At 60.8% G+C, this 13,432-nt stretch carries 8 protein-coding genes; 7 read left to right on the forward strand and 1 reads right to left on the reverse strand.

Going from position 1 to position 13,432, the window contains the following annotated elements:
* The first annotated feature begins 62 nt into the window (after positions 1 to 62).
* From waaF to H8S56_RS22635, 7 genes are read left to right on the forward strand one after another with little or no spacing between them, the layout of a single operon-like run.
* Positions 63 to 1,097, forward strand: coding sequence for a lipopolysaccharide heptosyltransferase II (gene waaF / locus H8S56_RS22605; protein ID WP_024694887.1), 1,035 nt, complete (start codon positions 63 to 65; stop codon positions 1,095 to 1,097).
* A gap of 2 nt (positions 1,098 to 1,099) precedes the next feature.
* Positions 1,100 to 2,164 (forward strand): lipopolysaccharide heptosyltransferase I, encoded by a 1,065-nt coding sequence (gene waaC, locus H8S56_RS22610; protein WP_187519845.1) that lies wholly within the window; start codon positions 1,100 to 1,102, stop codon positions 2,162 to 2,164.
* Complete coding sequence (locus H8S56_RS22615; RefSeq protein WP_024694886.1) at positions 2,164 to 3,285, forward strand: glycosyltransferase family 4 protein; 1,122 nt, start codon at positions 2,164 to 2,166, stop codon at positions 3,283 to 3,285. The genes waaC and H8S56_RS22615 overlap by 1 nt, the downstream gene beginning before the upstream one ends.
* On the forward strand, positions 3,285 to 4,091 hold the full coding sequence (gene rfaP, locus H8S56_RS22620) for a lipopolysaccharide core heptose(I) kinase RfaP (protein WP_187519846.1): 807 nt from the start codon (positions 3,285 to 3,287) through the stop codon (positions 4,089 to 4,091). The genes H8S56_RS22615 and rfaP overlap by 1 nt, the downstream gene beginning before the upstream one ends.
* Positions 4,091 to 4,825, forward strand: coding sequence for a lipopolysaccharide kinase InaA family protein (locus H8S56_RS22625; RefSeq protein ID WP_024687359.1), 735 nt, complete (start codon positions 4,091 to 4,093; stop codon positions 4,823 to 4,825). The genes rfaP and H8S56_RS22625 overlap by 1 nt, the downstream gene beginning before the upstream one ends.
* Positions 4,822 to 5,601, forward strand: a complete 780-nt coding sequence (locus H8S56_RS22630; RefSeq protein WP_024687360.1) for a lipopolysaccharide kinase InaA family protein — start codon at positions 4,822 to 4,824, stop codon at positions 5,599 to 5,601. Before H8S56_RS22625 ends, H8S56_RS22630 begins: the two co-directional genes overlap by 4 nt.
* A complete protein-coding gene (locus H8S56_RS22635; RefSeq protein ID WP_187519847.1) occupies positions 5,601 to 7,046 on the forward strand; it encodes a lipopolysaccharide kinase InaA family protein in 1,446 nt (481 codons plus the stop codon). Before H8S56_RS22630 ends, H8S56_RS22635 begins: the two co-directional genes overlap by 1 nt.
* Before the next feature lie 27 nt (positions 7,047 to 7,073).
* On the opposite strand, the gene H8S56_RS22640 is transcribed toward H8S56_RS22635, so the two are convergent.
* Complete coding sequence (locus tag H8S56_RS22640; RefSeq protein WP_187519848.1) at positions 7,074 to 13,151, reverse strand: membrane-targeted effector domain-containing toxin; 6,078 nt, start codon at positions 13,149 to 13,151, stop codon at positions 7,074 to 7,076.
* Between the last annotated feature and the right edge of the window lie 281 nt (positions 13,152 to 13,432).

The following is a 13,432-nucleotide window of genomic DNA, read 5'->3' on the forward strand; positions in this document are numbered from 1 at the left end:
GTGGGCATGTCACGCAGTCTGATCGGCCTCCCTGATCGTTTCCGGTCGTTTTTGGATAAAGCATGAATATTCTGATCGTTGGGCCTAGCTGGGTCGGTGACATGGTGATGGCGCAAACGCTGTTCCAGTGCCTGAAACAGCGTCATCCCGAGTGCCAGATCGATGTACTGGCACCCGAGTGGAGTCGTCCGCTGCTGGAGCGCATGCCTGAAGTGCGTGCGGCGCTCAGCTTTCCGCTCGGCCACGGTGCCCTTGAGCTCGCGACGCGCAGGCGCATCGGCAAGTCGCTGGCCGGCCAGTACGATCAGGCCATCCTGCTGCCCAATTCGCTCAAGTCCGCGCTGGTGCCGTTTTTTGCGGGCATCAAGCAGCGTACCGGCTGGCGTGGCGAGTTCCGCTACGGCCTGCTCAACGATGTGCGCACCCTGGACAAGCAACGTTATCCACTGATGATCGAGCGCTTCATGGCGTTGGCTTACGATAAAGGCGCAGAACTGCCGCGCCCGTATCCCAAGCCGAGCCTGCAGATCGATGCGGCGACCCGCGATGCGACGCTGGAAAAGTTTGGCCTGAGCCTGGACCGCCCGGTGCTGGCGCTGTGTCCGGGTGCCGAGTTCGGCGAGTCCAAGCGCTGGCCGGCCGAGCATTACGCGCAAGTCGCCGATGCCAGAATCCGCGAGGGCTGGCAGGTCTGGCTGTTCGGTTCGCAGAAGGATCATCCGGTGGGCGAGACCATTCGCGAAAACCTGATCCCCGGCTTGCGTGAAGAGTCCGTGAACCTCAGCGGCAAGACTTCGCTGGCTGAAGCCATCGACCTGCTGTCGTGTGCCGATTCGGTGGTCTCCAATGACTCCGGCCTGATGCACGTGGCGGCGGCGCTGAATCGTCCGCTGGTGGCCGTGTACGGTTCCACCTCGCCGGGCTTTACCCCGCCGTTGGCCGATGAGGTCGAGATTGTCCAGTTGGGCATCGAGTGCAGCCCATGCTTCGACCGCACCTGCCGCTTCGGCCATTACAACTGCATGCGCCTGCTTGAGCCGGGCGCAGTTATTCAGGCGCTGGGCCGTCTGGACAGCACACCGGTAGAGGTCGTCTGACGTTGCGGGTATTGCTGATCAAGACTTCCTCGCTGGGCGATGTGATTCATGCCTTGCCCGCGCTGACCGACGCTGCCCGTGCGCTGCCCGGCATTCGCTTCGACTGGGTGGTGGAAGAAGGCTTTGCCGAGATTCCCGCCTGGCACCCGGCGGTCGACAGGGTGATCCCCGTGGCCATCCGCCGCTGGCGCAAGAACCTGTGGCAGACCTTCAAAAGCGGCGAGTGGCGCGGCTTCAAGGCGCGACTGCGTGAGCAGCGTTACGACCTGGTAATCGATGCGCAGGGCCTGTTCAAGAGCGCCTGGCTGACCCGCTATGTCGATGCGCGGGTGGCCGGTCTGGATCGTGAGTCGGCGCGTGAGCCTGTTGCCAGTCGCTTCTATGATCACGCTTATCCTGTGGCACGCGGCCAACATGCGGTCGAGCGCCTGCGCCAGCTGTTTGCACACGCGTTGGGCTACAGCGTACCGGCCGGAATCGGCGATTACGGGCTGAAAAGTCTGACAACCGAGGGCGAAGCGCCTCAGGCACCCTTCGTCCTGTTTTTGCACGGCACCACCTGGGACACCAAGCACTGGCCTGAGCTGTACTGGCGACAACTGGCTGAACTGATGGTCGCTCGTGGCCTGCAAGTGCGCCTGCCGTGGGGCAATGCGACTGAAAAAGCCCGTGCCGAACGTATTGCCGACGGGCTGGATGCGGCGCATGTGTTGCCCAAACTTAATCTGGCAGGCGTGGCGCGGGTATTGGCCCAGGCGCAGGCCTGTGTGGCAGTGGACACCGGCATCGGCCATCTGGCTGCGGCGCTGGATGTACCGACGGTGTCGCTGTTCGGGCCTACAAACCCGGTATTGACCGGGGCCTATGGCAAATCGCAGGTGCATCTGGCCGCTGATTACCCAGGCTGCGCGCCGTGCCTGCAGAAGAAATGCACTTACCAGCCGACCGCTGATGATCAGCGCCGGTTTGACCTGAAACGCGAGTGGCCGCTGTGCTTCACTCGCTTGAATCCCGAGCGAGTAGCGAGCCAACTGGGCGCGCTGTTGCTGGCAAAGGAACCTGGCTGATGCAACTGGCTTTCGTCCTGTACAAATACTTTCCGTTCGGCGGACTGCAACGCGACTTCATGCGCATCGCGCTGGAGTGCCAGCAGCGCGGTCATCAGATTCGTGTCTACACCCTGATCTGGGAAGGCGATGTGCCGCCCGGTTTCGAGGTGCTGGTCGCGCCGGTCAAGGCCTTCTTCAACCATCGCCGCAATGAAAAGCTCAGTGCGTGGATGGCAGCGGACCTGGCCAAGCGTCCGGTGGATCGTCTGATTGGCTTCAACAAGATGCCGGGGCTGGACGTGTACTACGCCGCCGATGGCTGCTTTGAAGACAAGGCGCAGAACCTGCGCAGCCCGCTGTACCGCAAGTGGGGCCGCTATCGCCACTTTGCGGATTATGAACGAGCAGTGTTCGCCAAGGATGCCAGGACCCAGGTGCTGATGATTTCCGAGGTGCAGCAACCGCTGTTCATCAAGCATTACGACACGCCGCTGTCGCGTTTCCATCTGTTGCCGCCCGGCATTTCCCCGGACCGCCGCGCGCCGCCTGATGCACCTGATATTCGGGCAGGTTTTCGTGAGGAGTTCGGGCTGACCGATAACGACCTGTTATTGGTGCAGATCGGCTCCGGTTTCAAGACAAAGGGCGTGGATCGCAGCCTCAAGGCCTTGGCCGCCTTGCCTGAGCCGCTCAAGAAACGCACGCGACTGTTTGTAATCGGGCAGGATGACCCCAAGGTATTCCAGCTGCAAAGCGCTGCGTTGGGGCTGGGTGATCAGGTGACCTTCATGAAAGGCCGCAGCGACATCCCGCGTTTCCTGATGGGTGCCGACGTACTGATTCATCCGGCCTACAACGAGAACACCGGCACCGTGCTGCTTGAAGCACTGGTGGCGGGTTTGCCCGTGCTGGTCAGCGCTGTGTGTGGCTACGCCCACTACATCGCCGAGGCCGATTGCGGGCGGGTGCTCGATGAGCCGTTCGAGCAGGCGCAGCTCAATCGTTACCTGGCAGACATGCTCAAGGACGATAACGCGCGCAGCGCCTGGGGCCGAAATGGTCTGGCATTTGCCGATACGGCGGACCTTTACAGCATGCCGCAACACGCTGCTGATGTGATTCTGGCGGAGCACTATTGATGAAGCTGTTCCTGGCTGAACCGTTCAAGAGCCTGTGGGCGGGACGCGATGCGTTCGCCGAGGTCGAGGCCCTGAGCGGTGAGGTGTACCGCGAGCTTGAAGGCCGACGTACCCTGCGCACCGAAGTCGACGGGCGCGGCTATTTCGTGAAGATCCACCGTGGCATTGGCTGGGGCGAGATCGCCAAGAATCTGGTCACTGCCAAATTGCCGGTGTTGGGCGCAGGCAAGGAGTGGGACGCCATCGAGCGCCTTCATGAAGTCGGTATACCGACCATGACCGCCGTGGCCTATGGCGAGCGCGGCAGCAATCCGGCTGCACAGCATTCATTCATCGTCACTGAAGAATTGGCACCGACCACCAGCCTGGAAGACGTCAGCATCAACTGGCGCAACGAGCCGCCGCAGCCGCGCCTCAAACGAGCGTTTATCGCCGAGGTCGCGCGACTGGTCGGGATGATGCACCGCGCCGGGGTCAACCACCGGGACTGCTACATCTGCCACTTTCTACTGCACACCGACAAGCCGGTCACGGCCGACGATTTCAGGCTGTCGGTCATTGACCTGCATCGCGCCCAGACGCGTCGGGTCATTACGCCGCGCTGGCGTAACAAGGACCTGGCGGCGCTGTACTTTTCGGCGCTGGACATCGGTCTGACGCATCGCGACAAACTGCGCTTTCTCAAAGGTTACTTTCAGAAGCCGTTGCGCGAAATACTGGTCAAGGAGGCGAAACTGCTCGGCTGGCTGGATAAAAAGGCCGACAAGCTTTATCAGCGCAAACTGCGATACGGGGATGCGCTCTGATGGCGGGCTGGAATCTGGAGCCTGCGTACGATTTTCTGACGCAAGATTTCGGAAGTCTGGATGCGGTGTTTGCGTTGCAGGGCGAGCGCCTGACCCGTGATCCTCTGTCCGAAGTGATTCGGGTGCAGCGTGATGGCGTGAATTACTACGTCAAGCGCTACGTAGGCGCGGGCAAAGGTCTGCGCCGGTATCTGGGCAGGCCCAGGGTCAAGTCCGAATGGCAGAACCTCAAACGTTTCGCCAAGTGGGGCATTCCCACGGCCGAAGTGGTGGCGTGGGGCCTTGAGCGTAACGGCGCAACCTACGACCGTGGTGCATTGATCACGCGTGAGCTGCCGAATACCGAAGATTTGTCTGCGCTGGCGTTGCGCAAGGATCCACTGCTGGACGACAGGACCTGGGTGGACGGCGTCAGTCGTCAGTTGGCGTCCTGTACGCGCATCATGCATGACCACCACTTCACCCATAACGACTTGAAGTGGCGCAACCTGCTGGTGGACGATCAAGCCAGACTGTTCTTCATCGATTGTCCCAATGGGGCATTCTGGTGGAGCTTCATGTTGCGCTACCGCATTACCAAGGACCTGGCGTGCCTGGATAAGGTCGCCAAGTACCATTTGTCTGCCACGCAGCGACTGCGCTTCTACCTGCAATACCGTCAGCGAGCGCGTTTGAACGCCTCCGACAAGAAGCGTATTCGTCATGTCGTCAGCTTTTTCGAGGGGCGCGAATGAGTGTTTTTATTGCCGCTGCCGATCAGCCCTTGCTGGAGCGCCACGGCCTGACCGATTTCGAGTCGCTGTGGACGCTGCAACTGGACGCGGTCGATGAGCCCAACACCGGGCGTGGCGGCTGGAGCAGCGTGTTCCGGCTGGATCTGGACGGTCAGGGGTTCTACCTCAAGCGCCAGAGCAATTACCTGACGCACACCTTGCATCATCCGTTTGGCGAGCCGTCGTTCTCGCGCGAGTTTCGTAATATCAGTCGTTACCAGAAGCTGGGAATCCCTGCGTTGCAGGCAGCGTTCTATGGTGAGCGCAAGGTCGATGGCGAGCGTCGCGCGATTCTGATGACCCGTGCGCTGGATGGCTGGACCGATCTGGACGAGTTACTGCAGGGCTGGGCCGAAATGGGCTCGCGCTCGCGCACTGCCATTCTGCAGGCTTGTGGTCGACTGGCGCGCACGCTGCATGGCGCAGGTCAGATTCATGGCTGTTTCTACCCCAAGCATATTTTCCTGCAGGCCGACCATGAGGGTTATCGGGCGCAACTGATCGACCTGGAAAAAACCCGTCCGGTGCTCTTTGGCAAGCGTGATCGGGTCAAGGATCTGGAGCCGTTGTTGCGTCGCGCCCGAGTGTGGACCGAAGCCGAGCAGCGCGAGCTGTTGGCGGCTTATCTGCAGTCGAGCCCTGACAGTGAGCAGGTCAGTGCCTGGGCTGTACGTCTGGGACAGCGAGGCCAGCACAAGCGTGACCTTCACCACCGTGACCAGAAAGAGACCCGCTGATGCGTTTGTCTGACCTCAAGAACGCCGGGCGCACGCCCGAGCTGCCCATGAGCCTGACCCTGGCCGACGCTGCTGGCAGCGCCGAGCTGACCCTGCTGACCCTGCTGCGCGTGCTGCCGGGTCAACGCTACGTAGGTGCCGGCGTCTGGCGCGGCCGTACGGTGCTCGCCAAATTGCTGGTCGGCAACAAGGCTGCCCGGCACTTTCAGCGTGAACTCCATGGCGTGCGGTTGTTGGCAGACCAGGGCGTGACCACGCCACGGTTGCTGGCCGACGGGTTGCAAGAGAATGAGGGTGGCTGGCTGCTGTTCGAGTTTCTTGAAAACGCGCCGAGCCTGGGTGATGCCTGGACGGCGGTGCAGGACCAGTCCCCATTGACCGATGAGCAGCAGACCGTGCTCGGTGAAGCGCTGTCGGCCATTGCCCTGTTGCACGCCAAAGGCCTGTGGCAGGAGGACCTGCACCTGGACAACCTGCTGCGTCACAACGGCCAGCTGTACATGATCGACGGCGCGGGTATTCGTGCTGAACAGGCCGGGCAACCGTTGTCACGGCAAAAGGTACTGGAGAACCTTGGCGTGTTCTTCGCTCAGTTGCCCCGGACGTTCGAGCCGTTCACCGAGGAACTGCTGGTGCATTACCTGTTGAGCAACGCCGAGCATGGCCTGCCGATGGAAGCGCTGCAAAAGCAGATCGACAAGCTGCGCACCTGGCGTTTGAAGGATTTTCTCGACAAGACCGGGCGCGATTGCAGCCTGTTCAGCGTCAAGGACAGCGCTTCGGGGTTTCAGGCGATTCGTCGCGAAGAGGAAGCGGCGATGGTGCCCGTGCTTGATCAGGCCGATGCGTTGCTGGATGAGGGGCATCTGTACAAGACCGGCGGAGCCGCCAGTGTCGGCCGTGTCGAGGTCAATGGCCGTGCGTTGGTCATCAAGCGTTACAACATCAAGAGTTTCAGTCACTGGCTCAAGCGCTTCTGGCGTCCCAGTCGCGCCTGGCACTCATGGCGCGAAGCCAACCGGCTGGCGTTTCTGGGCATCGCGACGCCCAAGCCGTTGGCCGTGCGGGAAACGCGCGTACTGGGGCTGCGTAACAAGGCGTACCTGGTGACCGAGTTTCTACCGGGACCGGACATCATTGAACGCTTTGCGCCTTATGTCGAAACCGGTGACGTGCCTGAGGCCGAGTTGCAGGCGCTCGATACGCTGTTTGCGCAGTTGATACGCGAGCGCATCAGTCACGGTGATTTCAAGGGGCATAACGTGTTCTGGCAGGAAGGGCGCTGGGCCCTGATTGATCTGGACGCCATGCAGCAGCATGCCTCCCGGGCCTCGTTCGAGGCAGCGTTTGCCCGCGACCGGGCGCGCTTTATGCGCAACTGGCCAGCTCAGAGTGCGCTGCACCAGAAGCTGGCGCAGCGCTTGCCGAAGGGCGAGCCGGCCTGAGCCGTCTCGTCCTGGCAGGGGTTCGCGTTATTCGACGCGACTGAGGTTCATGTCCCTGAGCGCGATGGTCAGGGCATTCATGTCTTCATAAGTCTTCAAGTGCAGCGGTTTCCAGCTTGGACGATCAACGGACAGCTTGCCGTTTGCATCGACGTGCACCGGGGTGCGATGGATCTGACCGTCTCGCGAGCGATGCACGATGACGTGCAGGCCATCGTCGGTCTGTTCGATCAGGAACATGCCCGGCTTGGCCAGACGCCTTCCGATGGACTGAGATCTGGGCACCGTCACATCAGGCCTTGGTACTTCAAGGTCCACGCGGTAGTCACCCTGAATGTGAATACGCAGCTTGCCCATATCCAGCGGCAGGGATTCACCCGGGTCGCGCACCACACCCCGCGACTGGCCCGGTACTCCATCGATCACCCGCAGGCCGATGCCGCCTTCCAGCTCGGCGATGCCGGGAACAGCGTTTTTGAACGTGTTGGAGTGGCTGTTGCCCACCAGCGCTATCCACTTGTGCGAGCCCATGACCTCCTGATGCTTGCGAATCGTGCGGGACGCAAAATAATTCATCATTTGCTGGCGAGTGGTGACCGTTTCGCCGGGCAGGCCTTTGAGGTGGTAGCTGGCCAGGCAGTCGATCGCCCGAATCTCCAGCCCGTGTTGCCGGGCCTTGATCACCAGTTGCTCGAAGTTGTAGACCCCGGCTGGATCTGTCCTGTGACCTATATCCAGCGCCTGCAGCTCATGCAGCAAGTGCTTGGTCATTTCTCCTGTTTCGAGGAAATGGTCCAGGTCGGCCTGATGCAAGTCGCTGAGCAGGTGCTCCAGGTACAGCGTCTTGACGTTCTGTTGCGCGAGCGCAGGCAGGTTGTCGATGATCAGCTTCTTGCTGGCAATTGAGGAGTGCGTTTCGCCCAGAACGATACCATCGGTGTGCTGATACAGCTTTTCAAGCAGCTCTTGAGGCGATGTTTTGGGCGCTAGATCAGGCAATAAAGGTCGGGCGGGCAGCACCATGGACTCAACGGCATGCGCGTCCTGCTGCAATTGCCCGCGCAGTCTGAAAAACGCTTCCCTCACCTCGCTGAGGTCTGGATCGAAATAAAAGAAGCGTTCATCCAGCCCGCGATGTTCGAAGCTGGCCAGCGTGTGCAGGGCGCTTCTTTGTTCGAGCGGCACCTCGTAGGTCGCGTCGCTCAACGACTGTTGAATGGCGGTCAACGGTCGAGGGCCGGTCGAGCCTTGTTGCTCACTGCGCACCCAGCCCGATTCTGCCTCCCAACGGAACACGTAATCGCCTGCCCAGCGTTCCCCGGATTCGAGGGTCTCCCGGTCGGCCATCCGGTTCATCAATATTTCATCCACCCGCGTGCTGGGCGGCGCTACAGGTTTTGGCGCTGCGATCAGCGGGTTGGAAAGTTCGATGGTGAAGTCCGTTGAAAGGCCGGCAGGGGACGGGGTCGTACCGGTCGTGAGCACGCGTGTCGCACGCCCCGTCGGAACGTCCTGAACATGCACGCTGATAGCACCTTGCAGCTCGGCAATGCCCGGAATGGTGTCGTGGGTGGTTGCCAGCTTCTCGTCGAGCAGCGCGATCCAGCGTTTTGACGGCTGGCTTGCCACGTCGGCGCTGATCACGTGATGGCCGAAAAAGTTGCTCGTTTTCTGCGCAGCGGTCAGATCGCCTGCGGCAGCGGCAACCGCATGGTCCTGCAGCGGGTAGCTGGTTGATGAGCTGAAGGGGCGAACCTCGATGCCGTGCCTGTGTGCGGCTTTGATCAGGTGGTAGTAATCGTATTCGGAGGTCTGATTGCGCAGTGCGCCCTTATTAAGATGCTTGAGGTGATTCTTGATTTCGTGAGAACCGGAGCGGCTTTTTCCGCCCAGTTGGCGATAGGTGGCCAGTTTTTCGAGGTGTTTGTCGGTGAACAGGTGTTCGAGGTAAAGGACTTCCACGTTTTGCTGTTTCAGCAACGGCATATTGAGAATAAGCAGACGCTTGCTGGCGACCGATTGAGTGGCCTCGCTCAACACCAGCCCATTGCTGTGTGTGAAGACGCTTTCAAATAGCGAGTCCACGCCTGCGTCAGGCGCAAGGGTCGGCAGTGGCGGGCGTGCAGGCACCACCACCTTCATGAAAAAGGCTTTGGCATCCTGATAGAGCTTGTCCTGAAGCCTTGAGAACACCTGACGCAACTCGTCGTAGTAGCTCTTGAAATACAGCTCCAGTCCCATCTCCGTCGGATCAGGGATGTTCTTGTCCAGAATGGCATACAGCCACGGCCTCATCTCGGGCGGCATTTCATAATCGCTCAAGCGAACCGAGGTGTTGACCGCAGTGGCCGCCTCGTCCGGCAACGGACGGTAGGTGCCTTCATCGCCAAGCCCGCCGCCTCGCAATTGATGCCGGCCGATCTTCTCCCATTGTCCTCGCTTGTTCAGGCGTACCGGCTGTTTGCCAAAGAATGCGAACGGGTTGGCCGGGTCGATGATCTGCCAGTAGCGCATTTGGGCGTCAAACTGCACCTGATAGGTCTTACCGGACAGGTTGATGTAATGCTTGCCCTGTACGCTGCAGATGCCGTTGGCATGGCCGTTTTTGATACGTGGCACGTTTTGCAGGGAAAGATCGACGGCCAGGTCGCGACCGGCGGTATTGGCGGTGTCCAGCGGCGAACTCAGGGGTTGCCAGTTACCATCGGGTGTGCGGCTGGCGAACTGCCCGGTGGCGCTGATCTTCTGTGACGACGGGCTGACCTGCTGGAACAAAGGGGCGTGGCCGTTGGCGTTTGTCTTGCCGACCAGCACAGCCTTGTCCTGCAGATTGGCCGGAAACAGATCCTCATATCGTGGTGGCAGGTCGTGTGGGGCAATCGGCGGCAGCGCCGACGCTTCGGGAAGACGCTTTTCGAGCCGATGCACGATGCCGCCAAACCCTTTCAGGCCGGAAAGCAGATCGCCGGCCGCGCCCAGCCCGTTGAACAGGGACGAGAGGATATAGCCGCTGGCGGTGTTCTGGTCGCCCTCGGTCAGTGCCTGTACGGCGCGCACCGTGTCGTGCAGCGACAGCAGGCTGCCGACCGCAAAGCTTGCCGGCGGGAACGGCAGGGTCAACGCAGTCACGATGAGTTCAGCGCTGATCCAGATCATTCGGGACAGCATGTCGTGACGGCCGGTGGTGGTTTCTTCTGTGTCGCGCAGCTTTCGCTCGATAAGCGTGTTGAAGCAGGTGTCGGCGAAGTCCGCGATGTATTCCTTCGGGAGAAACGGTGCCTTGTTGGCACCGCCCTGCTGCATGTCGCGCAGGAAAAACGCCAGCGTCCGGCGCGACATAAGGCGGCAGCGGTCCTTGTAGTAGTCGATCATGCCCGCCTTGCTCAGAGAGGGGATGAAGTCGCTGAAAAGACGAAATTCGACGCCGTCCGGTGCCAGGGGCGTATAAAGCAGCGCGCTCTGGCGGATCTGGGTAGGCAGGACCGCCAGGCACCCTTGAACCGTTTCCACGTGGATCAATTGCTGATCGGGAATGACCAATTGGTCCACGCCCTTCAGGCCTGAGGCAATGAAGGGTTTGTCGATATGCAGTTGCAAGGGATAGAACGGGTATTGCTGGCGCGTTTGAGCGTCATTCAGGTGTGCACGGTCCAGGCTGCTCATCAACCAATCATACTGAGTGCCGTCGATATGCCCCTTCAGGACGCTGCGCAGTGCTGCGGCTTTCATGTGCAACTGGTTGATCGCCACGCTCGCCGTGCGACGGTATTCATAGCCTTCGTTGTCTGGATTGAGCAGCGTGCCCCTGACCAGCGCGATGTAGTCGTCGGCAAGCCATTTGCCGCGTATCGAGCCTGCCACTTTCTGGGGTGAAAGAGCGCTGAGGTCAACACCTTCCGGGCCTTTGAACGTCGCCACCCTGTCTGCGGTGGCGCGCGTCGGGTCAATGCTGTCGTCGTAGCCATTGAGCAACATGTCCGTGTAGGTGACGGTTTCACGCTCGCTTTTGATCACGATCAGGTCGGGGTCTACCGTCCCGTCAGGCAGGCCGAGCAGTGTGTTGATCTGTTGGCTGGCCCGTTCAAATACGTACTCTTCGAACGGCTTGACGTGTGTGTGGGGCTTTAGCTGGTAGTTGCGCAGCGCGCCGGCGGCGGCCTCTTCCAGCGCAATCAGTTGCTGGCGATTCGCAAGGCTTGCGCCTGCGTACCAGAAGGGCGTTTGGCGCGCCTGTTCCGAGATCGTTACGCTGGCATGGTCGAGTGCGAACAGCGAAAGCGCCGTCTGATAGTCGGACACGTCAATGAGGCGGAAAAAATCATCCTGCGGGTAGGGTTTGAGTTGCAGTGCCCGCAGTTGCTTTTCGAGCCGCGGTCGGGCGGAAACCTCAATCTGGCCGAGCAGATAATCCTGATTTTCCTGTGATTTCGTCCAGCCGACCAGCTTGGACATCAATTGTCTTTCGTTGTCGAAGGCATGGAAATGGTGTTGATCTGGCGCGTCCTGGGCGAACATGATCAGGCGCTCCAGCTGGCCGGAAGCACTCTGCTTGCGAAAAACCAGCAATTTGCTCATGAGCGCGTGCCCGTCCAGCATGATCTGTTGGACGCTCGGCGGGGCCTCTGCGCCGGCTTTCGCGGGCTGCACGACGGCTTCGACGATGGCGAGGTCCTCGGGGCGAATATGCCCCTGCATTTTGGCGGCACACGCCAGTGCCGTGATTTGCGTATGGGTCAGGGTGCGCATCAACTGCTGATTGTGAGCTTGGCGGTAGGCGGCTTTTTGGAAATCGCCAAATTTGACGCGCGCATCCACCTCCTCGACGACGCGGGCAATGTAGGCCGCATCCAGCGCGCTGTAGGCGGGGTCCAGCGAAACGTTGTCATAGTCGATCGTGGTTCGGGTCAGAAACTCGGAGCCCTCAGCCCGGTCGCCCGGGTGCAGGCCGTATAGGGCGAGTTCTACCCACGAGTGCGTCACACGGTAAGTTTCGCCCGTCACGGGCAAGGTGCGCTGGGTGCTGATGGTGATAAGGCCGGGATCCAGGGCGTAGCCCAGGTCGTCAGCCAGGTGCGCCTTGAGATGTGCCAAGGCGAACGCTTCTGGCGAGGCCGCCGTGCCCAGCGTACTGAGGACGGCGGCGCGTGCCTGTTCGCAGCGGTCCAGAAGCTCGGTGTAGATCGCCATCTCCTTAGGGCTGGCAAGCTTGATCCAGTCCGGCAGGCTGCGACGATAATCGGCCTCACGCAGCGCTATTTCACGCAGTTCAAGCATCGCCTGTGGGCCGAACAGACCGTGCTGGTCAATCGCGTGCTGAATGAGTGCCCGATGCTTCTGTCGATCGCCAGTACCTTGCAGGGCGCAGGCATGGCGAACATCGCTGCGCTGTTTGGTCAGCAGGCTGTCCAGCGCATGAGCCAGAGGCTCTGCGTCAATGGCTTTCAACTGCACGTCAATGCTCAAAAACGGGTCGGCATACAGGTCGGGGTCGGCGTCGATGGCTGCAAGCTGATCCTGATGGCGCTGTTCAAGGCTGCGCGTCAGTGCGGTCTTCAAGGCAGGCGAGTTGAGCCACAGCGCCAGCGCCTCCAGCATCTGAGCCTGGGTGGCGAACGCTGTCAGACCCAGACCCGGCAACACCAGCAAGGTCGGGCCTTGCGCCTGGGACAGCACCAGTGCACCGGCCAACTCAGCCTCAACGTCATCATCCAGCTGGACGTGCAGGGAAAAGGCGTCGGGTGTCGGTGATGTGTTCATCTGCGAGACCGTCGCGGGAAGACAGTTTGCGTAGATCGGCGCAAGTACGCCCTCGTGCATCTTGAGTGTCACCTCGTCGCGCAGGGCCTGGCGCAGGCCTGACAGACATTGATCGTAACGGGTCTCGCCGGGTGTCGTGGCCGGCCGCCAGTAATCGTCGAGCTGCGCAATCAGGCGGGTGACGTGAGTCTCGGACGCAGGCGCATCCAGCAGGGCGTCGTCGGGTACTGGCAGTTGCTTGAGCGTATCGCTTAGTCGGCTGCTCAACTCATCCAGTCGTTTCAGCGCGGCCGACGCTTGTGCAAAGGTGTCCAGGGGTTTGAGGGATACAGGTGTCAGTGTCTGCATTGTTTTTCGGCTCTGATGGGCGCGATGTGCGCCGCTGATTGAAGGCCGTGAGGCCGTGATTCGTAGCCGTCAATCAATCAGAATCCGGCGGGCCGGGAGCGTAGATAGTTATTGAATGTCACCAGGCGAGTGGATTTCTGCCGGGCGGTTCTGAAATGCGGCGGCGTCGCCTGTTTGCTGAAAGCCTTACAGCCCCCGAGCCAAATCCATGGTCATTACGCTATAATCCCGCGCTTTAGCTGCCCTCAGCCCGCTGTGCGGGGGCACACATTTTCTCGGGC

It is taken from the genome of Pseudomonas triticifolii (assembly GCF_014358015.1).
GTDB lineage: Bacteria > Pseudomonadota > Gammaproteobacteria > Pseudomonadales > Pseudomonadaceae > Aquipseudomonas > Aquipseudomonas triticifolii.